The organism is Sulfuricurvum sp. (genome assembly GCF_030691015.1).
Classification (GTDB): domain Bacteria; phylum Campylobacterota; class Campylobacteria; order Campylobacterales; family Sulfurimonadaceae; genus Sulfuricurvum.
Map to the genome: position 1 here is coordinate 652,397 of NZ_JAUYFF010000001.1, position 22,367 is coordinate 674,763.

General features: G+C 46.6%; 19 protein-coding genes. 6 read left to right on the top strand and 13 right to left on the bottom strand.

From position 1 onward, the window contains the following. The first annotated feature begins 75 nt into the window (after positions 1-75). Together Q8O20_RS03510 and Q8O20_RS03515 are read left to right on the top strand one after the other, a co-directional pair. Entirely contained in the window at positions 76-3,318 is a 3,243-nt protein-coding gene (locus Q8O20_RS03510) for a DUF748 domain-containing protein (RefSeq protein ID WP_305529998.1), read from the top strand. A gap of 60 nt (positions 3,319-3,378) precedes the next feature. Then, positions 3,379-4,458, top strand: a complete 1,080-nt coding sequence (locus Q8O20_RS03515) for a YeiH family protein (RefSeq protein WP_305529999.1) — start codon at positions 3,379-3,381, stop codon at positions 4,456-4,458. Positions 4,459-4,461: 3 nt separating this feature from the next. Here the strand turns inward: Q8O20_RS03515 and Q8O20_RS03520 are convergent, their stop codons facing one another. The 5 genes from Q8O20_RS03520 to tig all read right to left on the bottom strand — a co-directional run bounded on the left by Q8O20_RS03520 (position 4,462) and on the right by tig (position 9,548). Next, entirely contained in the window at positions 4,462-5,970 is a 1,509-nt protein-coding gene (locus Q8O20_RS03520) for a YifB family Mg chelatase-like AAA ATPase (RefSeq protein WP_305530000.1), read from the bottom strand. A 91-nt stretch (positions 5,971-6,061) separates the two neighbouring features. After that, positions 6,062-6,577, bottom strand: a complete 516-nt coding sequence (gene def, locus Q8O20_RS03525; protein WP_305530001.1) for a peptide deformylase — start codon at positions 6,575-6,577, stop codon at positions 6,062-6,064. Between the two features lie 7 nt (positions 6,578-6,584). Then, positions 6,585-7,640 carry a diguanylate cyclase gene (locus tag Q8O20_RS03530; RefSeq protein WP_304738874.1) on the bottom strand — a complete coding sequence of 352 codons (1,056 nt, stop codon included), beginning with the start codon at positions 7,638-7,640 and terminating at the stop codon, positions 6,585-6,587. 10 nt (positions 7,641-7,650) lie between these two features. Continuing rightward, positions 7,651-8,247 carry an ATP-dependent Clp endopeptidase proteolytic subunit ClpP gene (clpP, locus tag Q8O20_RS03535; RefSeq protein WP_304738878.1) on the bottom strand — a complete coding sequence of 199 codons (597 nt, stop codon included), beginning with the start codon at positions 8,245-8,247 and terminating at the stop codon, positions 7,651-7,653. Between the two features lie 5 nt (positions 8,248-8,252). Further along, complete coding sequence (gene tig / locus Q8O20_RS03540; RefSeq protein WP_304738881.1) at positions 8,253-9,548, bottom strand: trigger factor; 1,296 nt, start codon at positions 9,546-9,548, stop codon at positions 8,253-8,255. A gap of 127 nt (positions 9,549-9,675) precedes the next feature. Between tig and folE the strand changes: the two genes are divergently transcribed. The 4 genes from folE (at position 9,676) to Q8O20_RS03560 (ending at position 13,917) form a co-directional block, all read left to right on the top strand. After that, the gene (gene folE / locus Q8O20_RS03545) at positions 9,676-10,275 is read left to right on the top strand and encodes a GTP cyclohydrolase I FolE (RefSeq protein WP_305530030.1); all 600 of its coding nucleotides are present in this window, start codon (positions 9,676-9,678) and stop codon (positions 10,273-10,275) included. 3 nt (positions 10,276-10,278) lie between these two features. Beyond that, on the top strand, positions 10,279-11,583 hold the full coding sequence (gene fliI / locus Q8O20_RS03550; protein WP_305530002.1) for a flagellar protein export ATPase FliI: 1,305 nt from the start codon (positions 10,279-10,281) through the stop codon (positions 11,581-11,583). A gap of 133 nt (positions 11,584-11,716) precedes the next feature. Next, positions 11,717-12,931, top strand: a complete 1,215-nt coding sequence (locus Q8O20_RS03555; RefSeq protein ID WP_305530003.1) for a NifS family cysteine desulfurase — start codon at positions 11,717-11,719, stop codon at positions 12,929-12,931. 11 nt (positions 12,932-12,942) lie between these two features. Continuing rightward, the gene (locus Q8O20_RS03560; protein WP_304738890.1) at positions 12,943-13,917 is read left to right on the top strand and encodes an iron-sulfur cluster assembly scaffold protein; all 975 of its coding nucleotides are present in this window, start codon (positions 12,943-12,945) and stop codon (positions 13,915-13,917) included. 41 nt (positions 13,918-13,958) lie between these two features. Here Q8O20_RS03560 and Q8O20_RS03565 read toward each other — a convergent pair whose 3' ends face one another. Genes Q8O20_RS03565 through Q8O20_RS03600 form a run of 8 tightly spaced genes read right to left on the bottom strand, consistent with a single transcriptional unit; the run spans position 13,959 to position 22,342 of the window. Then, positions 13,959-15,422 (bottom strand): PhoH family protein, encoded by a 1,464-nt coding sequence (locus Q8O20_RS03565; RefSeq protein WP_305530004.1) that lies wholly within the window; start codon positions 15,420-15,422, stop codon positions 13,959-13,961. Positions 15,423-15,470: 48 nt separating this feature from the next. Then, positions 15,471-16,544, bottom strand: coding sequence for a chorismate synthase (gene aroC / locus Q8O20_RS03570; RefSeq protein ID WP_305530005.1), 1,074 nt, complete (start codon positions 16,542-16,544; stop codon positions 15,471-15,473). Continuing rightward, positions 16,541-17,221, bottom strand: coding sequence for a ribonuclease III (rnc, locus tag Q8O20_RS03575; protein ID WP_305530006.1), 681 nt, complete (start codon positions 17,219-17,221; stop codon positions 16,541-16,543). Before rnc ends, aroC begins: the two co-directional genes overlap by 4 nt. Then, positions 17,221-17,655 (bottom strand): ribonuclease HI, encoded by a 435-nt coding sequence (gene rnhA, locus Q8O20_RS03580; RefSeq protein WP_305530007.1) that lies wholly within the window; start codon positions 17,653-17,655, stop codon positions 17,221-17,223. The genes rnc and rnhA overlap by 1 nt, the downstream gene beginning before the upstream one ends. Further along, positions 17,630-18,673 carry a tetratricopeptide repeat protein gene (locus tag Q8O20_RS03585; RefSeq protein ID WP_305530008.1) on the bottom strand — a complete coding sequence of 348 codons (1,044 nt, stop codon included), beginning with the start codon at positions 18,671-18,673 and terminating at the stop codon, positions 17,630-17,632. The genes rnhA and Q8O20_RS03585 overlap by 26 nt, the downstream gene beginning before the upstream one ends. 6 nt (positions 18,674-18,679) lie before the next feature. Beyond that, positions 18,680-19,183, bottom strand: a complete 504-nt coding sequence (locus Q8O20_RS03590; protein WP_305530009.1) for a hypothetical protein — start codon at positions 19,181-19,183, stop codon at positions 18,680-18,682. After that, positions 19,135-20,730 carry a single-stranded-DNA-specific exonuclease RecJ gene (recJ, locus tag Q8O20_RS03595; RefSeq protein WP_305530010.1) on the bottom strand — a complete coding sequence of 532 codons (1,596 nt, stop codon included), beginning with the start codon at positions 20,728-20,730 and terminating at the stop codon, positions 19,135-19,137. Before recJ ends, Q8O20_RS03590 begins: the two co-directional genes overlap by 49 nt. Continuing rightward, a complete protein-coding gene (locus tag Q8O20_RS03600) occupies positions 20,714-22,342 on the bottom strand; it encodes a CTP synthase (RefSeq protein WP_305530011.1) in 1,629 nt (542 codons plus the stop codon). The genes recJ and Q8O20_RS03600 overlap by 17 nt, the downstream gene beginning before the upstream one ends. Positions 22,343-22,367: the final 25 nt, after the last annotated feature.

Here is a 22,367-nt window from a genome sequence, read left to right on the forward strand (position 1 = left end):
ATAAAGTATCTGATTATGTCGAAATATAGATTTAAGTATGATAAAATGAAAAGAGTTTTTGATGGGGGGGTAATCATGAATAGAGGGCTCGTTATCAAATCATTAGCGGCAGCCGTAACGACGTACGCCATAGTGGGCTTTTTCGGAGTCCCTTATTTTCTAAAGAATATGGTTCCGGCACAGGTGAGCGAGGCTACGAAAGGGGGGCAGTTTTCGGTAGAAAAGGCCGCATTTAACCCTTTTACTTTTCATCTAACTCTAAAAAAAGTCTCTTTCAAGACACCTCAAAACAGCGAGTTGCTTTTTCTCCAAAATTTTTCAATCAATATTGATCCGATTGCGTATGTGTGGAAAGGGGGGTTGGTAATTCGTGATATAACGCTGAGTGAGCCAAAACTTACTTTGAAACGGGATGAGAAGGGGGATTTTAACTTTAAATGGCTCACTGAACTCGGAGGGGATACACAAGAAGAGAAAGACTCAGAGCCTTTAAAACTCATTATCAGCCATTTTGCACTAAAAAACGGAACGATGCACTACAGCGACTATGCCGATGGCAAATCTTATACGCTGGATTTGGGTCCTGTCGGATTTAATTTAGACAACATAGACTTGCGTGATCTCTCGAGCAGCGAGGGAAAAATGCGTCTTTATGCAACGATCAACAATGGCGGTTTTATTGATCTTAGCGGAAAAATAGATGCCCTTTCCCCTCTTGTTGTCGGCGGGAAGGTCGCCTTTGATTCGGGAAAACTCTATACCCCTTGGAGTTATTTTAAAGATAAGATGCCGATTGAAGTGGCGGACGGTACTGCGGGATTCGGGTTTGAGTATCGATTCGATAGCAATGATCTTAATGCCACCGAGCTTAGTCATCTCTATTTCAACATCAATAAACTCCGCATCATCCCTAAGAGAGAAGAACGTGATCTCTTTACACTCGCATCGCTTCAGCTTAAGGGGGGGAGTGTTCAACCGATGCGGAAAGTATTTACTGCCGAATCGTTTTCCGTGAGTGGCGTCAACCTTTCAGCGCAACGTTCTCGTGAGGGAAAAATCGATTGGCTGACCTATATCGAAGCGTTCCAAAAAGCGTTTCCGAAAGAGGAGACCAATGAGACGAAAACGCCGTGGAGTTTTGCGTTGGGACGTGTTAGTATCGAGAATGTGGGGTTACAGTGGCGTGATGACGCTCCTGCTGAACCTTACCGCGCGACTCTGAACAATCTTCGTCTTCAGAGCGGTTCTATTGTGAGTGATGAAAAAGCCCTTATCAATCTCTCTGTGGGGAGTGATGCTCTACGTATAACAAGAGTGCGCGATGAGGGGGTGACGTTGGGATTGGAAGGGATTGCGCTTGAGGGGATGAGGGTTGATCGCATCGGGAAATTCGCAGAGGTTCAAAAGCTCTCACTCATCCAGCCTCAAGCGGCGCTGAGACGATTGAGTAACGGATCGATTGATCTCTCCCGCTATGCGTATCACTCAAATTCTGCATCTTCATCCTCCTCTGAAACTCCATGGGGGTATCGTATCGAAGAGATCGATCTGAGCAACGGATCGGTCGGGTTTGTCGATGAGGTGCCAAAGAAAAAAGTGAGTATAACTCTCGATCAACTCAACGTAAATCTAAAAGGGTTTGAGAGTAATCCATCCGTTAAAAATTATCTTAGTCTCTCCTCGCGGATCAATCAAAGGAGTACGGTTGATCTTAAAAGCGATCTGATCCGTTCTCCTCTAAGTAGCAGAGGAGAGGTAAATATCAAAGGGTTGGATATTACCTTGTTGGACCCTTACCTCGAGCCAAGCACCTATGCGTCGCTCCGTCGGGGAAATGTTTCGCTTGCAGCAGAGTATGATTATAAGGGTGCCAAAACAGCACTCAAAGGAAAAGTAGCCCTCAGTGACTGGGTCGTAAATGATACGCGGGATGATTCGGTATTACTTGGATGGCAAAATATCGGAGCAACGCCGTTTGTGTATGCTTACCCTGATAACCGGCTCAAAATCAATCAACTCTCTATTGAGGGGTTTTATACCAATACGCTCATCAATGAAAAAAAGGTGCTTAATTACTCTACCCTCAGTAAAAAAGGGGCGAAAGAGTCGAATACGACAAAACCAAGCGGGAACCCTTTCGGGCTGGATATCGTTAAATTGCTGCTGCGCGATAGCAGTGCTACGTTCAGCGATTTGTCATTACCGTTACCGTTTAAGAGCTACATCCATAACTTAGAGGGGTCGGTATTAGGAATTTCCACAACGAAAGATGTCACGACATTTGTAAAACTTCGGGGTGGGGTCGATCAGTACGGATTGGCAAAAATCGATGGATCGCTTAATACGAAAGATCCTAAAAAATTCACCGACATGAAAGTGGCATTCGATAACCTTGAATTGAAACAGTACACCCCCTATTCTCTCCAATTTTTAGGGTATAAGATTGACGGAGGCAAGCTGTTTTTGAATTTGGGATATAAGATTGACGGCGGTAAACTTAACAGTACCAATCAAGTGGTTATTAAACAAATCGAGTTGGGTGCTGAAAAAGAGGGGGGATCGCCATGGCCGATGCGGTTCGTCGTAGCGCTTCTCGAAGACTCTGATGGGGTGATCAACATCGATCTTCCGATAGAGGGGGATGTGAATAAGCCTGATTTTAAATACGGGAAAGTAGTGTGGCAGGTGATAGGTAATCTTTTCACCAAAGCGGTGACTTCCCCTTTTAGATTGCTCGGTTCGATGATGGGGATTGAGAGCGATAAACTCTCATCCGTCGATTTTGAGGGGGGTTCCTCCGTTCTTTTGCCGCCGCAGATTGAAAAACTCGATCAAATCACGATGATGCTCTCCAAGCGTCCTAAGCTTGCATTGAGTGTTTACGGTGGATGGGATGACGTGAGTGATACTCGAGCCCTTAAAGGTCGTAAACTGGTTCAAGCTGCCCTAAAACAGAACAAAGATCTGAAAATTGATTCCCCTCAGGCGATGAGTGTGGAGATGCTGGAAGATATGGCGGAAGATGCGTTAGAGAGAAAAGAACTCAAAGCATTAAAAGATAAATTAGAGGAACAATATCCGCAAGAGGCGGCTTTTGTACGTCATTACTCGGCGGCTCTCATTGAGCGGTTGATCCCTCTTCAACCTCTTAGCCCACAAGAGCTTCAGGCTCTGGGACAGCAACGCAGCGAAGTGATTCGAAACTATCTTATAAAGACTCCTGGCTTTGAGAAGAGGGTAATGATAAAAGGGGTTGAAGCGATCAAAGAGTCCAAAGAGAGCGATGTTCCGGTACGAATGGAGATTGTCCTTCCCTGATATTTTGAGATTTTTGTGATTCGTCCTATAATGTCATAATTATTTTATGTAGGAGAATCTATGCCGTTTTCACCCGAAAAGCGCAAAGATACCCTTAGCGGTATCTTTTTTGTCGCTATTTTCGCTGCTGCAGCAACGATGATAGCCGATTTGTCGGTTGTCAAAAATCTAGGAATCTCTCCCTTGGTCGTGGGGATTGTTTTGGGGATATTTTTTGCCAATACCCTCCATAACCGTATCCCATCCGTATGGGAGGGGGGAATTACATTTTCGGGTAAGAAAATCCTCCGTTTCGCGATCGTATTTTACGGGTTTAGGATCACCTTTCAACAAATAGCCGAAGTAGGGATGGAGGGATTTATGGTCTCGTTAATCATGCTCTCTACGACCTTTATTCTGGGAACCTATATCGGACAGAAAATCTTTAAAATGGATCGCGATACCTCAATGCTAACCGCATCAGGGGCATCGGTATGCGGTGCAGCCGCTGTTTTGGCAACCGAGCCGGTTCTGAAATCTGAGGAGCATAAAGCGGCGATTGCCGTGTCGATGGTTGTATTGTTCGGTACGATTGCTATGTTTTTGTATCCTGCCCTTTACAGTGCGGGAGTGTTTGCGGGAATGGATGATAAGACATTCGGTATTTTCGTCGGCGGAACCATTCACGAAGTGGCTCAAGTAGTTGCCGTAGGCGGAGCGTACGGTAAAGAGGCGGCGGATGCGGCGGTGATCGTCAAAATGACGCGGGTTATTATGATTGCACCGATGCTCATTTTATTGGGAATCTACCTCTCGTATGCCGCTAAAAAAAGCGGTAGCGTAGGGGGTGGGGTAAAACTTGTTATTCCTTGGTTTGCTGTCTATTTTATCGGTATGGCAGGGGTTAACTCATTGCTGACGCAGTACAGTCTTGCCCATGCGGGTGAATCGATTTCCGTACTTATTGCCGCTGCTGTTGAGAATATTAATCTCATTGATACTTTCTTGCTTACCATGGCTATGACGGCTCTGGGTATGGGAACACGCTTTGCCAAGTTTAAAGGGTTGGGAATGGCACCGCTCTATACGGCAGGTGTAATGTTCGGATGGCTCCTAATCGGTGGGTATTTTATTACGATGTGGGTTGTTGCGACGTTTTAGAAGTCATCTTTTCCGATAGCTCAAAGCCTCAAGGAGATGAGCTTTCCCTATCTCTTTTTTCCCTTCTACATCGGCAATCGTTCGAGCTACTTTGAGGACGCGGCTTACCGCTCGAAACGATAACCCGAATCTCCCTATAGCTTGATCAATTACCGGCTGTGTTTCATCGTTCAAGGGACAGTATCGGGCAATCTCCGCATCACTCAACGCTCCGTTGAGCCGTTCTTGTCCGCGCTCTTTTTGACGTAAGAAAGCCTCTCGTACTTTTTTATGAAGCTGATGGGAACTGATGCTCGGTTTATCTTCTGCACTTACCGCATGCATTTGAACGTAGAGATCGATACGGTCTAAAAAGGGATCGGAGAGACGAGATTTATAGCGATTTATTTCTAAATCACTGCATCGGCACGCCGTTGTCGTGCTGAAAAGATTTCCGCATGGGCATGGGTTCATCGCCGCAACAAACAAGAAATTGGCATCATAGGTTACTTTGGTATTAACGCGTGAGATACGGATATGGCGATCCTCAAGCGGCTCTCGGAGTGCTTCGAGTACCGTTTTAGAAAAATGGGGCAGTTCATCAAAAAATAAGATCCCCCCATGCGCCAATCCTACTTCACCGATTTGGGCTTTATGACTTCCCCCTCCGAAGATACTTGCCCCCGTACTGGAGTGATGAGGGGAACGAAACGGGCGTAACGGAGAAAAGGTCGGCTCTTTCCCCTCGAGTATCTCCAGCTTGGCACATTCCAGCATCTCTTGATTGTGCAGTGGCGGCATAATATGGACCAGTCGCTTAGCAATCATCGATTTACCCGAACCGGGGGAGCCTTCCAAGAGTAAGTTATGCATTCCAGCCGCCGCAATCAAAGCGGAACGTTTAGCGTGCTCTTGTCCTTTGATATCGACAAAATCAAGGGGGTAGTGTTCATGGAAGTAGTAGTTTGTCCCCTCATGAATCAAATGGTTAAAATCAAAGGTGCTGATGTGAGACTCCGTCTCCGGGAGGACTTCGGCACGTAAGAGATTGAGAGCCTCCGTTAGAGTCTCTACACCGTAAAAGGTTATATTGGGAATTTTAGAGAGTTTTGAAAGGCTTACACGTGGAACAATGGCTCGCTCAATCATCCCTTGATTCGCCAAGGAGAGGATGATAGGGTAGAGGAGGGTATTTTCGGTGACACTTCCATCGAGCCCAAGCTCTCCGAATACGTACCATGAAGTGAGATCACCTTCAAAATTTCCCAATGCAATAAGTGCGGCGATGGGGAGATCAAAATGGGAGCCCTCTTTGCGTAAATCGCTGGGGGCAAGATTGATAGTAAGCCGTTTCGGGGGAAAGGTAAATCCGTTACTCAAGAGGGCAGATTTTACCCGCTCTTTTGACTCAGTTATGGCGGTATTGGCCATTCCGACGATAGTAAAAGCAGGTAGGCCTTTGGTCGCGGTGAATTGGACTTCGACCGCTGCAGCGTCAATCCCCTCAAAAGTAGCACAAAGTAACTGTTTCATGGTGTAATCCAGAATATTATTTAACAGTTATGGTATCTTAAATGTTGCATAATGGAAATAATATTGCAAAATGCAATATTATAAGTGAGGGTTATTTTTTCTCTTTGAGTGTTTTTTTGTACTCTTTTTCAAATTTTTTACGACGATTGTAGGTGAGTTTCTCTATAAAGAGTTTCCCTTCCAAATGATCGATTTCGTGCTGGATAGCGATAGCAAGTAGCTCACTGGCCTGAAGCATACACACGTCTCCATGACGGTTTTGGTACTGTAGGGTGAGTGTTTCATAGCGTTCGACATCCTCATAAAAGCCGGGGACGCTAAGGCACCCTTCCTGATAGAGGACATTACCTTGAGGTGCATGAATCACTGGATTCATGATCTCTAAGGTGCTCTCTTTACTTTGATTTCCTTCCTCATCGGGAATACAAAGAATAAGGGCACGGATAGGATTCGCAACTTGAATAGCGGCTAAACCGATTCCATTGGAACTTATCATCGTTTCATACATATCGTCTAAAAAGCGATGGAGTAATTCATCAAAATTGACCACCTCTTTAGAACGCATTTTAAGTTGTTTATTGGGGTAGGTGATAATGGGTAGAAGCATAAGAACCTTATTCGTTTTCGCTGCAGACCATATACCGAATCTTAGGATTATTGTCGGCTGCATCCATAGCGTTGAGTGTGCAAAGAAGGGTTTGCTCAACCCCTTGAGACGGATTTAATTCGGTAACACCGATAGCAATGCGTAATTGAATCTCTTTTTCGGAAATGAAAAAATTGCTCGAAGAGACCAGATCGTAGAGTCGTTCAGACGCTCTTTTAGCACTTTCAATATCGGTATGTTTCAATACCATGGCAAAAACACCTTCCCCGTAATGGGCAACGATGTCACTGCGTCTGGACGTTTTGAGAAGAAGCCTAGCTACTGTACGCACCATGAGCTGTTGCGCTTTTTCACTTTGGATACTTTCGCCGGTAGATTTGGAGAGACGAACGGTGATAAGGGAACTTTTGTGTTTGAACTCATCGATAAGATGATGTTCTTGTTCCAGTTTACTGATAAGGAAACGTTTGTTATAGACACCGTATTGATTGTCAAAAATAGTTTCATTTTCTACTTGCTTGACGATTGTAGCGGTCTCGTCATAAATCACTTTCATATGAGAGACTTGTTTTTTCAAGATGGAACTGAGTTTTCCGACATCATTTCCGAGGGAGGCAAGTAATTCATTTGCACCGTTTAAAGAAGGGATCTCTTTCATCTCTTCTTTGCGCTTTTCTAAAATTTTCTCCATCAAGGAGATATTTTTATAGAGAGTCGCACTTAGCTGCAAAATACTTTTTACCGAAGAGAACCCTTGTTTGAGTGTTTTTTCAAGCTCGATACTTGATTCGTCATGATTATCCTCTTCGAGTTCTAAAATGGAACCTATTTGACGTCGGAGACTTTCACTTTTGTCTTCTAAAATGCGATCAAAGTAAAGAGAAAAATTGTTAGGGGTAGGGGGAAGATTATCTGAAATAAGGGCATTAAGAACCTCTTTGGCGAATATCTCAAGATCACTAGTGGGATCACTGAGTGAACCCGCTGTAATGAATGCACTATCGTCACTACCTTTTTGAGTAGCTTGCCGTTGGGCACGTTTTAGATCACTGAGAGCCGCCATGGTTTACCCCTTACTTCTCTTCTTTTTCTTTTTGAACCAATACTTCGTCAATGATACCATAAATTACCGCTTCAGCGGCTGACATAAAGTTATCACGATCCGTATCTTTTTCGAGTTTTTTGACACTTTGGCCGCAGTTTTTTGCCAAAATCTCATTGAGCTCGGCTTTCATGCGCAAAATCTCTTTGGCCTGAATCTCGATATCGGTTGCTTGGCCTTGCGCTCCACCGAGAGGCTGATGGATCATGATACGTGCATGCGGAAGGGCGTAACGTTTCCCTTTTGCCCCTGAACTGAGCAAGAATGCACCCATAGATGCCGCTTGACCGATACAGATCGTGCAGACATCGGGGCGGATATAGTTCATCGTATCGTAAATCGCCATCCCCGAAGTGATAACACCGCCGGGAGAGTTAATGTAGAAATAGATGTCTTTCGCAGGATCTTCCGCTTCCAAAAAGAGGAGCTGTGCTACGATGGAAGAGGCAACGGGATCGTTTACCTCGCCGCTAAGCATAATGATACGATCTTTGAGTAGTCGTGAATAGATATCATACGATCTCTCTCCGCGCCCCGTTTTTTCAATAACGTAAGGGATATAGCTCATCGTGATTACTTGATTTTATCGTTAAGTAATTTACTTAACACGCGATCTTCGATCATCGCCATTTGGATCGCAGGAAGGTATCCTGATTCTTGGTAGTGTTTGTAAACTGCCGCAGGATCTTGACCCATTTGCATCGCTTCGTAGTAGATGGTTTGCATCAACTCCTGTTCGTTAACGATGATGTTTTCCGCTTTTGCCAACGCATCGACAATAAAGGTCGCTTTTACGGCGCGGCATGCATCGTCGCGGAAAGTTTCGCGCATTGCTTTTACTTTTTCAGCATCGCCTCTAAGCTCTTCGAGTTCTGCTTCGCTCATGTCGCGTGCTTTTTTGTTGAGTGCCATATCCATCTCTTGTTCCACGATGAACTCAGGGAGATCGATGGTGAATGCACTTACAAACGTTTCCATAAGATTCGGTTTAAGTTCATCGTTGTAAGCAACGCTCATTGCTTCGCTCTCAAGTTGCTCTTTTACTTTTTCTTTGAGCATTTCTACACTGGCGTCTTCATATCCCGGAAGCATCTTTTTAGCAAGTTCATCATCGATAGTTACCGCTTCTTTTGCTTGGATCGCTTGAATTTTTACTTTGAATTCGGCAGGTTTTCCGGCAAGTTTTGCTCCGCCGTAGTTTTCAGGGAACGTAACATTGATCGTTTTTTCATCCCCTTTTTTCATTCCGATCACTTGATCTTCAAATCCAGGGATAAATTGACCGCTTCCGAGACGAAGAGAGAACCCTTCAGCTTTTCCACCTTCAAACGCTTCACCGTCTACGAATCCTTCAAAATCGAGAAGTGCTGAATCACCGCTTACTAATGCTCGGTCTTCTTCAACGTTAACTAAAGGTGCTTGAGCTGAAGCAAGCTCTTCGATACGTGCAGTGACTGCCGCATCGTCGATGGCAGGTTTTACAACATCAGGAACCATTGCCGCGTAATCACCGAGTTCGATTGCAGGACGGGTAGCAATGATCACTTCAACGTCAATACCGTTGTCGTTTTTCTCAAATTTAGCAATTTGAGGTTCACCGATCAGTGTATCGGCAGCGATTTCCATCTCTTTAAGAGCTGCGCTCAAAAGATCACGTAACGCTTGCGCTTCCGCATCTTGAACCAAACGATCACCGTATTGTTTTTTTACGGCACTGAGAGGTACTTTACCTTTACGGAAACCGGCAATTTTTGCCTCTTTAGAGAGCTGATTGGCAATCTTTTCGACGTTGGCATCGATAGTACCGCGTGTGATAGCCGCATTGATTTTCGCGTTGGCTGAGTCAATTTTGTTCGTAGTAATTTTCATTAAATCCCTTTGTTAACGTCTCTTATTAGACTAAATGGTGGCAATAATATCCAAAAAGGGTTAATGCTATGCTGAATTAAAATAAAAGCAAAGACGTGATAAAGTCATGGCAACAATATTATTCCTGATGAGAGAATCGATGTCTAAAGCAACAGAACAGCAAAATTTTGAAGAAGCGGTCAAAACAATGATCCGCTATGTCGGAGAAGACGTCAACAGAGAAGGGCTTGAAAAGACCCCAAGCCGTGTTTTAAAAGCGTATGAATTTATGTTCGGCGGGTATCAGGAAGACCCGCAGGAGATACTAAATTCGGCAATGTTTGCGAGCAGCAACGATGAGATGGTGTTGATCAAAGATATCGAATTTTATTCTACCTGTGAGCATCATTTACTCCCGATTATCGGTCGGGCGCATGTCGCCTATATTCCGGATGGCAAAGTGGTCGGCCTCTCTAAAATACCCCGCGTCGTCGATGTATTTGCCCGTCGGATGCAAATCCAAGAGCAGCTTACCGAACAGATTGCCGATGCATTGATGGAAGCGGTTTCCCCCAAAGGGGTGGCCGTGGTGATTCAGGCACGCCATATGTGTATGGAGATGCGAGGCGTTCAAAAAATCAGTTCAACGACAACATCGAGTGCCCTTCGCGGATTGTTTAAACGTGACGAGAAGACCCGTATGGAATTTTTCAGCCTTATCAACTCCTCTAGCGGTAACCGTTACTAGCCGATGCCGCTCAAAGCATTGCGAAGCCGTTTAGGGGTTGAGAAGCTCACCACCGTATTCGGCACGGTGAGTAAAATCAGTCCTACCGTCATTGTCGCCGAGGGGCTGCATGTCAGTATCGGTGATACGGTATTAATGGTTTCGGAGATGAGCGGTGTAGAGGCATTGGGAATGGTCAGCGAAGTAGAACGGAACCGTTTTTTTATCACCCCTTTTCGTTTTGTGGAAGGGTTTCGTGCCGGAGATAAAGTCTATCCGAATCAAAGCGGAATGATGATTGAAGTGGGTGAAGCACTCCTCGGACGGGTCGTTGATCCGTTTATGAATCCTATCGACGGTAAAGGGCCGATCACAGGCGCTCATCTCGAATCGATCATTAAAGCCCCTATTGCGGCGATGAAGCGGGGGATGATAGATGAACCCTTTAGCGTCGGGGTGAAAACGATTGACGGATTACTTACGTGCGGTAAAGGGCAAAAACTTGGAATTTTCGCAGGAAGCGGTGTCGGCAAGTCGACTCTGATGGGGATGATCGTCCGAGGTGCGGATGCCCCTATCAAAGTGGTCGCCCTTATCGGTGAGCGGGGACGTGAGGTTCCTGAATTTATCGAAAAATCACTCGGAGGCAATCTCGAAAATACTGTATTGGTCGTGGCAACCAGTGATGATTCTCCTCTAATGCGTAAATACGGTGCGTTTAGTGCGATGAGCGTGGCGGAGTATTTTAAAGCGCAAGGGCATGATGTTTTGTTTATGATGGACTCCGTGACCCGTTTTGCGATGGCTCAGAGGGAGATCGGGTTGGCTCTGGGTGAACCTCCTACCTCAAAAGGGTATCCCCCCTCCTCGTTGACCCTGTTGCCGCAGCTGATGGAGCGTGCGGGGAAAGAGGAGGGGAACGGTTCGATTACCGCCTTTTTTACCGTTCTTGTGGAGGGGGATGATATGTCCGATCCGATTGCCGATCAGTCCCGTTCGATTTTGGACGGACATATCGTTCTATCACGGGAGCTGACCGATTTTGGGATTTATCCCCCTATCCATATTCTTAACTCCGCTTCACGTGTCATGAACGATATCATCACCCCTGAGCATCTTGCCGCTGTGCGCCGATTTCGTCGCCTTTATACACTGCTGAAAGAGAATGAGATGCTGATCCGAATCGGTGCGTATGTTCGGGGGACCGACAAAGAACTCGATGAGGCTATCAGTAAAAAAGAGAAGATGGAAGCCTTTCTCTCGCAAGAGGCGATGAGTATTTCAGGGTATCAAGAGTCGATCGAGCAGATGATCGAGTTGATGGGGTAATTGATCTAATCCTTAAACACTCCTAAATATAAAAAACCCTTAAGGTTACTATAACGTCGTTTGCACTATTATCCCAAAAGTTAAAGAAGACTAAATTAGTCTTTTATTAGAATCCCTATTATAGGAGCATTAAATGCAAGTCTATTTGGACAACAACGCGACAACGATGGTCGATCCTACCGTCGTGGAGGCGATGGTCCCTTATTTTAGTGAGATTTACGGTAATCCGAATTCACTGCACCGTTTTGGTACCGCTTCGCACCCTTCGATCACAAAAGCGATTAATCAGATGTATAAAGCGATTAATGCAAGTGATAAAGATGATATTATTTTTACCTCATGCGCTACCGAATCAAACAACTGGGTTCTCAAATCGGTCTGGATTGATAAGATTGTAAACGGGGATAAAAACCATATCGTTACCAGTGAAATCGAACACCCCTCTGTCCTCTCTACCTGTAGATTCCTCGAAGAACAAGGGGTCAAAGTAACCTATCTTCCGGTAAACGATCAAGGGATCGTTGAAGCCCATACGCTTCGCAGTTTCATCACCGATAAGACGGCACTTGTATCCATCATGTGGGCTAACAACGAAACAGGGATGATTTTCCCGATCAAAGAGATGGGGGACATCTGTAAAGAGAAAGGGGTTCTTTTCCATACAGATGCGGTTCAGGCGGTCGGTAAAATTCCGGTTGATATGCAAGATGTTCATGTTGATTTTTTATCAATGTCCGCCCATAAATTTCACGGCCCCAAAGGGATCGGTGCCCTTTATATTCGTAATTCTGAAGCGTTGACACCGTTGTTGCACGGCGGAGAACATATGGGGGGACGCCGATCCGGCACCCTCAATGTCCCTTATATCGTCGGGATGGGAAAAGCGATTGAGTTAGCAACGGAGAATATCGCCGAAAAAATGGCTTCAATCCGAACCAAACGGGATCGTCTCGAAGATGCACTTCTCTCACAGCTTAGCGACGTCATGGTCGTCGGCAACCGCGATAACCGTACGCCGAATACAATTTTGATCTCTATTCGCGGGGTTGAGGGTGAGGGGATGTTGTGGGATTTGAACAATGCCCTCATCGGTGCCTCTACCGGTTCGGCCTGCGCCTCGGAAGATCTTGAAGCTAACACCGTTATGCTGGCGATCGGAGCCGACAATGAGTTAGCCCATACGGGGATTCGTTTGAGCTTGAGCCGCTTTACGACAGATGCGGAGATTGATTACGTGATTGAGCGGTTTTCAACGGCGGTAAAACGTCTACGCGCGATTTCAAGTTCGTACGCAATTGTACAACCCACTCCCGGCGGTGAAGCCGGAGAATGTCACATTCATCACTAAAGGATTCTATTATGGCAAAAAATGATTTATTGGGCGGATCTCTTTGGGATCAGTATTCCAACAAAGTAACGACATTGATGAACAACCCTAACAATCAGGGGGAGATCACTCAAGAGGAGTGTGACGCGGCAGGACATAAATTGATCGTTGCCGATTTCGGAGCCGAGAGTTGCGGTGATGCAGTCCGTTTGTATTGGGAAGTGGATCCCGCAACCGACACGATTGTGAATTCAAAATTCAAAAGCTTCGGATGCGGTACGGCGATTGCAAGTTCGGATATGATGGCGGAGCTTTGTATCGGTAAAAAGGTACAAGAAGCCGTTAAAATCACCAATATCGATGTGGAAATGTCACTCCGTGATAATCCGGAAACGCCGGCCGTTCCGCCGCAAAAAATGCACTGTTCCGTTATGGCGTATGACGTTATCAAAAAAGCGGCAGGGTTATACCTCGGTGTTGACGAATCGAGCTTTGAAGATGAGATTATCGTTTGTGAATGTGCCCGCGTCAGCCTCGGGACACTTCGTGAAGTGATCAAGCTCAATGACCTTAAAACCATCGAGCAGATCACCGATTATACAAAAGCGGGCGGTTTTTGTAAATCGTGTATCAAACCGGGCGGACATGAAGCGCGTGAGTATTATCTTGTGGATATCCTTGCCGATGTACGCGCTGAAATGGATCAGGAAAAAATGCGTAATGCTGCCGATGCCGGAGCGCATGGTGATTTCGAAGCGATGACGTTGGTTCAAAAGATCAAAGCGATTGACAGTGTTGTGGATGAGTCGATTCGTCAGTTTTTGATTATGGACGGCGGAAATATGGAAGTTATCGATATCAAGGACTCTCCTGATTATATCGATGTCTATATTCGCTATTTAGGTGCATGTAACGGCTGTGCAAGTTCAAGTACGGGGACATTGTACGCTATTGAAGCGACACTCAAAGAAAAACTTTCACAAAAAATCCGCGTATTACCGATTTAATACACTCTCTTTACATTCCCGCTACTGCGGGAACCTCTTTGTTAAAAATTCTTATCAAACCAATCGGCTACTTGAGACCGAATCGTATGTCTCAACTGAATCCCTGCAATAAAGTTATTATGCTGTGCTTTGTTCAGCAAGCTGACAAGGGCATTGCGTCGTTTGGAGAGGAACGGATGATCGATCTGTCCGGGGTCACCCATAACAACGAGGCGTGTCTCATCTCCCATACGGGTTCCGATGAGTTTTAGGGTCGCATTGGTCATATTTTGGGCTTCATCGATGATGACGAATTTACGTGATATTGTCGTCCCTCGCAAGTGAGCGATGTCCATCACTTCGATGTTGTATTTTTTCATAAACACTTCGGTTGCATTTTCCCGTTTGACGGAGTTTGTCGTGCCCGTATATTCGACACGTGCATCGATCGAGCGTTTGCTTTGGTGCTCGATGGTGAAATTGACCGCCGCATAGAGAGGATACATGAAGTATCCGAGCTTTTGTTCTTCATCCCCTTTTCGAAATCCGAGTTCTGCTTGCTGATCGTTTGACGTGACGGTGTTACGGGCATAAACAATCCCCTCGACAATCCCCTCTTCGACCAGTTCCAGCCCTGCTTGAAGGGCGACAAGCGTTTTTCCTGAACCCGTAGAACCTGAAACGACGGTAACGTAGTTTTGCGGATGGGTCATCATCGCATAGTAGAATTTTTGCTCCAAATTGAGCGGGCGGACAAGCTCTTCGTTAAAATGTTCTCCGAAGCGGCGGTCAAAATCGCACCATTCGATTTGGTTGTTGAAATTAAAAGCGTGACGTTGAATCCCCGTTTCGTACATCTCTGACGTCGTACTGCGTGCTTTTTGTACAAACGTGAGTTGGTCAAAATTATGGTGTACTGCATCTGCGGGGAGGGCGGGAGTCTCTTCATACTCGTAGGTGTAGGTAAAGTCGATTTGTTCCGGTGCCTCTACGCTGCTGTTTCGGATACTTTGGGTACGGATTCCGCGAATCTCGGCGGCAATACGAAATGACATGTCATTGCTGAGGAGGGTGAGATCATAATCGTCGGCAATCTCACCGATCTTGGCATCATTGATACCTTTGGGTTCGGAGAAGTTGTGAGCGACACGGTAGTGTTCACGGTGGACGATAAAGAGATCGATGAGATTCGCCTCTCCACCGTGCAGTGAGCGATCATAATTGAGAGCTAAGCGATAATAGCGGTCATTTTTACACTCTTCTATATCAACGTGCTTGCGGACGCATTCGGGAAGCTCTATAAAGCTGATGGGTTCTCCCCATGCCGCATCGGCAAGACGGAAAAACTCACGTGCCTGAAACCCCGCTTCGGAGCGCATATCATCTTTTTTGCTGTTGAGTTCAGCCAAAACAATGTTAGTAATAACGATACCGTTGTGATTTTCATCACTGATTCGTAAAATGTTGGTGGGATCATCTAAGATAACGGAGGTGTCTAGGAGGTAGCAGTTTTGAGTTGGACTCATCACAAAGAACCCTTTTTATAGGAATTCTCTATGGTAGCAAAATTAATCTTAAGCGTAGTAATTCTTGATGCCGTTCATTGTAGACCCCATGTTGAGTAGTATCATATCGGCAACAACGAGTGCCGCCATTGACTCGGCAACAACCGAACCGCGCACGGCGACGCAGGGATCATGTCTCCCTTTAAGGGAAACACTAACGCTTTCATTGGAGGTATTGGTGCTCTCTTGATCGATAAAGATGGAGGGGGTTGGTTTGAAGTGGACACGCAAGATTACATCGTCGCCGTTACTCATACCGCCCAAAATCCCCCCTGCATGGTTGGATTTAAATCCCTCAGGGGTGATAGGGTCATTATTCTGACTGGCGAGAAGTGAGCCGCTATGAACCCCCTCCCCGATCTCCACCGCTTTAACGGCATTGATCCCCATCATCGCTTCTGCCAATACGGCATCGAGTTTGTAATAAAGCCCTTGCCCCAATCCGATAGGGAGGTTTGAAATTTTGATCGTTGCCACACCGCCGACAGAGTCATGAGCGTTTTTTGCGTCTAAAATCGCCGCTTTTTGAGCCTCTTCAACGTTTTTATCGAGAGCATAGATGGGGCTACTTTTCGGATAATTAAAATCGAGAGATTGAGCTTCGATACCGTGAATAGCACTGATACCGCTCGCAAACTCTATCCCGAGAGATTTGAGCATTAATTTAGCCACTGCACCCCCTGCAACGCGTGCCGCTGTTTCACGTGCACTTGAGCGTCCGCCGCCGCGATAGTCACGGAGGCCGTATTTGTGAAAATAGGTAAAGTCGGCGTGACCCGGTCGGAAAATATCTTTGACATTACTGTAATCACCGCTTTTTTGATCGGTGTTGTAAATGACTAGCGTAATCGGAGTTCCGGTGCTAAGCCCTTCGAAAATACCGCTGAGGATTTCGACTTTGTCCTCCTCTTTGCGGGCGGTGGCAAATTCGTTTTGTCCCGGTTTGCGGCGGTCTAACTCGCTTTGGATAAAGGCTTCATCGATTGCTAATCCCGCAGGAACACCATCAAGTACACACCCTATCGCTTTTCCGTGGGACTCACCGAAGGTGGTCATTGTAAATCGCTCACCAAAGCGGTTCATTTGAGCTCCTTACTCAGCATTTCAAGGGCGATTTGTGCCGCTTCTTGTTGCGCCTGTTTTTTACTTTTTCCCTGAGCGGAGGCGTATCGTTTGCCGTCGATGATGACGGCCACTTCAAACTCTTTTTTATGATCGGGGCCGTGAGCGGCGATGAGCTGGTACTCGGGTGTTGTGCCGAAATGAGCTTGGGTTAGCTCTTGAAGAGAGGTTTTATAATCTTTGAAGAGGGAGTCGAGTGAAATATCGGGATGGACATGCTCAAGAAGCTCAATTGTGATCTCTTGAACTTTTTGGAGACCCGTTTCGAGGTAGATAGCCCCCATAAGTGCCTCAAAAGCATTGGAGAGGAGAGAACTTTTGGTTCGTCCGCTGTTGTTCTCTTCGGCATTGGAGAGAAAAATATGCTCCCCCAATTTAAGATAGATAGCCAGAGAGGTAAATCCCCCTTCGTTAACGAGAGAGGCGCGCATCTTGGAGAGTTTTCCCTCATCGAACGCGCGAAATTTTTTGTAGAGGTATTCACCGACGATCAAATCGAGTACCGCATCCCCCAAAAACTCAAGTCGCTCATTATTGTAGGGCTGTTTGTAGCTTTTATGCGTCAGCGCTTCAATAAGGAGCTCTTTGTTTTTAAAGGTGTACCCTAAACGTTCTTGCAGGGTGGTTAAGTTATCCATTACTCTGTTATTCCTTTTTTAAATTTTTCTGCCTCTTCTCGGGCAATTTGGTCGCACTGTTCGTTTTCGATATGGCCGTTATGCCCCCGTACCCATACACCTTCAATCCGGTGTTGCGCGGAGACGCGGATGTACTCTTGCCAAAGATCGGGATTTTTGACTTTGGCAAAGTTACGTTTAATCCACCCTTGGAGCCATTCATTGATCCCTTTGATGACATAACTCGAATCCGAAATGACAGTCACTTCGCACGGTTCTTTGATCGCACGAAGTCCTTCGATGACTCCGAGGAGTTCCATCCGATTATTCGTCGTGTGTGCTTCACCGCCACGGACAATCCGCTCTTTATCCCCGTAACGCAAAATGGCTCCAAATCCGCCCGGTCCCGGATTTCCCAGTGCCGAGCCGTCACTGAAGAGAGTTATTTTCTTCAAACCGTTCCTTTGAAAGATTCATAATACTGTGAACCGAATCAATCGCATGGCATTGAGGGCAGCGATGAAACGGCAAAAATGAGATCGAATTACACTCACCACACGTGTATTCAAATTGTAATGTGGCTTTATTCGCGCCGCAGCGTCGCAGGGCGATAAGGGTATCGAGTTCGAAGACCGAACTCCCCTCTGCCAGCTCAAGCGACCCTTTTGCACTAAAGAGCTCACGCAAATAGGTGTTGCTTGCAATTATATCCAAATCGAGATTTTCATCTCTGAGTCGCCATAAAATATCACTAAGGCGGACGCTGAGTGATTGGTCATAATTCGCCCATGCCAGTAGGGGTCGATAGGTAAAAAGCCACTCATAAATCATATATCCAAGGTGGCGATGGGTTTGGTAGATTTTTATTAATCTATCGGCTTTTTCATCCATGTCGATTTTATGATCTCCTATGAGGATACGACATTCGAGATAAAGTTTTTCATTAATGGTATCGGGAGAGAGCTCTTGGAGCGATTCCATCACTTCAAGGGCTTTGTCGTATTGTTGGAGATGCTCATAAATGAGTACCAAAAAGTGCAATGCCTGCGGGGTTCGTGGGGCATTATGAAGAATCTGCAAGAACGTTTGGCGTGAACGCTCTAAAAATCCCGCTTTAAAGAAACTTTTCCCGAGCAGTAACAGGGCATCTTTTTGGAAAATGGGATCACGATTCTTGGCGAGGAGGGCGTGATAGATCTCCACGCTTTTCTCATAATTTCCCTGATGCTCGAAACTTTGTGCCAACAACAGCCACGATTCGGAGGTGAGGGAGTTGGTCTCTACCTGCTCGGTAAGTTTTTCCCCTTCGCCAATCGATTCGAATTTACCTAAAAACGATTCGAGGTCATGGTGCTCACGCGCGCTTTTATACCGCCCCCACCAATAGCTTAGAAAGGAGAGGATGAAAAGGAGGATAAAAAAGACGACGATACCGAAAAGGGGATCGCGAAATTCAATAAAAAATGTGTCCATCCCGTATTATAGCTTTTGATAGGTTATTTCGCGAATCGTTCTGCTTTTTGAATCGATTCGATAGAGGAGAGAGGGTTCCTCGGGGTAGTGACAGAGATCATCACTACACTTTAGGGTTTTTGTTTGCAGCAATAGATCTCCGAGCCCTTGGTTATTCTTGTTTTTAATGAGGGGTGAGAGGATATGAATGGAGGCAATCTTTTTTCCGGAAGAATCGGAGGCGATGTGTGCCATTGCAGTATTGCCCCGTTTTATCTGAAATAGTATTTCGCTCTCTTGCGGAGAGATTTGGCTTAATTTCTCAAATTCAAAGCCGCTTAGTGACGTGCTAATTTGCTCAAACGGGGTATCGGGATGGATGGCACCCAGCCCCTCTTCGCTGATGAGCAGCGGGTAGGGGAGGGTGTCACTTGGGGTACTGCACCCGATAAGAACGAGAGCGGTGATGAGGATACGGAGAATCAAAATATCCGCTCCACCATAAGCTGAAGGGAGACCCGTCCGTTCCACTCGTTTTTATTCACCGTATAACTGCACGACATTTTTTTACTCTCAGGGCATTCGAGTGTCCGCCGAAACGCAATCAGTTCAAGTGTCTTGGGGCTGAGCCGTGAGGGACGCAGTTCAACACGGCTGTGGGACTGATCGCTTCCGAAGAGTTTTACCGTAACGACATCGGCCTCACGGATCAAAAATCGCGGGCGGGGGTTCCCCTCACCGTAAGGCTCGAATCGCTCCAGAAGTTCAAGGAGTTGAAAATTGATCATCTCGTGCTCCAACTCCCCGACAATATCGTTATGGGGGATAAAGTCTTCAGGATTAACATGTTTGGCCGCGTCATTGATTCCGCGTCGAAACGACTCTACGGCGTCACCCTCCATGGATAGTCCTGCCGCCATTTTGTGTCCGCCGAATTTGGCGAGGAGGTGCTCTTGGGATTTGATAAGGGTGTAGAGATCGACGTTGCCGATACTGCGACCGGACCCTTTTGCAATGCCGTTATGGAGGCTCAGAACAATGGCAGGCTTTTGAAAATGGTTGACGAGGCGCGAGGCGACGATTCCGACGACCCCTTCGTTCCAATGCTCTCCGGAAACGACAAGGATGGCATCATCGGGGCTAACGTGCATCATTGCCTGTGATGTCGTTTGCGCTTCGGTCTCTTTTCGCAGTGTATTGAGAGAGGTGAGCAGCTCAAATTGATGGTATGCCCTCTCGGTGGTATCGGCCAGCAGAAAATCGAGGGCGATGGAGGCATCTTCGAGTCTTCCTGCCGAATTAATACGCGGAGCGATTTGAAAAGCGATATCTTCCGCCGAGATGGCGGAACGGTTTAGAAAATCGCGGATCATCACAAAAGGGGAGAGGGTTGATGTTTGCATCATCTCCAAACCCGTTTTGACGATGGCACGATTGATCCCCACAAGGGGCATGACATCGGCGATAATCGCGAGGGAGAGAAAAGGGAAAAACTGTCGCATATCGCTCGTGAGTCCCAGCTCTTGTTTGAGAAGCCCCATCAGGAGCCATCCTACCTGTGCACCGCATATCTCTTTGAACGGATAGGGGCAATCATACTGTTTCGGGTTGATGATGGCATAGGCATCGGGAAGCGTGTCTCCGGGGGTGTGGTGATCGGTGATGATCAGATCGATCCCTCTTGCTTTACACACCTCTGCCGCTTCGAGGGCATTGATTCCGTTATCGACGGTAAAAATGACATCGGCATCGAGTCGCTCCAGTACATTTTTAGAGACACCGTATCCGTCGGTAAATCGGTTGGGTATCGTGGTAATGAGGGGGTAGGGGATGAGGTCGAAAAAACGTTTGACGATCGCGGTCGAGGTGACGCCGTCGACATCGTAATCACCCACCAGTGCGATACGCTCACCGTTGCGGATAGCACGTGCGAGCCGTTCGACACCTTTTTGGGCATCTTTGAGAAGGCTAGGGTGGGGGATATCGGAGAGTTTTTCACTCTGCGCCTCAAATCGGCGCGCTAAAAAACTCCCCAGAGCGCTATGATCGAGTAGGGGAACCTCAGGCAGGGTTTGCATGTGCGAAAGTTGCCTTGACAAATCCGAGGATCGAAGCATTCGGACTTTGGAGACGTGAGGTGAATTCAGGGTGGAACTGTACACCTAAAAACCACGGATGCTCAGGAATCTCTACCGCTTCGATAAGACCGTGTGACTCACCGGTTACGACCATTCCCGCGGCTTCAAGCGCCTCACGATAGGTTGGATTGGCTTCGTATCGATGACGATGACGCTCATAGATAAGGGCTTCGTTGTTATAGGCGGCGCGGAGGTTTGAACCCTCTTTGGTTTCACACGGATATTCACCCAAACGGAGCGTCCCCCCCATCGGAGAGCGGTGGGTTCGGAGCTGTGTTTCGCCCGATTGGTCGATGAAATTATCGATCAAGTAGATCATCGGATGGGTTGTTGCTGGGTTAAACTCAATCGAGTTGGCATCCTCATATCCTAACACGTTACGGGCATATTCGACGACCGAGAGTTGCATCCCTAGACAGATTCCCAAATAGGGGATTTTATTTTCACGGGCATAACGAATTGCTTCGATTTTTCCCTCGACGCCTCGGTTGCCGAATCCTCCCGCCACGAGAACCGAATCACAATCACGTAAAAGAGCTTCGGCCCCCTGTGTTTCGATTTTTTCACTGTCAACCCAGTGGATTGCTACGCGGGTATCGAGATGCGCTCCCGAGTGGATGAGTGCTTCGATCAGTGATTTGTATGACTCTTTGAGCTCCAAATATTTACCGACGAAAGCGATCGTGACATGGTATTTTGGAGAGACGATTTTTTTGACCAATGAATCCCATTGTTCCATATCGGGTTTGAGTTCGCCCAATCCCAACTCTTTGCTGATCGGAGCAAGGATATTTTGTTGTAAAAAGCTGAGCGGCACGGCGTAAATGGTTTGCTCATCCATCGCTTCGATGATACTGTCACCACTGACATCACACGCTAACGCGAGTTTCTTTTTAAAGGTTTTCGGGAGCTTTTCTTCACTACGGGCGATAATCATCTGCGGAGTGATTCCGATACGGCGAAGCTCCTGAACCGAGTGCTGGGTCGGTTTGCTTTTGTGCTCACCGGCTGCTTTGATGAACGGGATGAGGGTGACGTGGATGAAAAATGTCCCCTCAACCTCATCATCGTGTTTCATCGTACGAATTGCCTCCATAAACGGAAGCCCTTCGATATCTCCGACGGTACCGCCAAGCTCGACGACAAGAATCTCATGCCCCTCACCCGCTTTTTTGATCCGATCGACAATCTCTCCGACGATATGAGGGACGACTTGAATCGTTTGACCTAAATATCCGCCGCTGCGTTCACGTTCAATGACCGAACTGTAAACCTGACCGGTTGTAAAGTTACTGGTACGTAAAAAGGAGGCATCGAGAAAACGCTCGTAGTTTCCGATGTCGAGATCGGTCTCCGCTCCGTCTTTGGTAACGAAAACTTCACCGTGTTCCAGTGGACTCATAGTTCCCGGATCGACATTGATATAGGGATCGATTTTGAGCATACCGACTTGTTTGCCGGAGTGTTTGAGGAGTGCGCCGATGCTGGCTGCCGTAATCCCTTTTCCGAGTGAACTCAGAACTCCGCCGGTTACAAAAATATATTTGGTCATTGAATCATTCCTTAGCTCTTAGCGT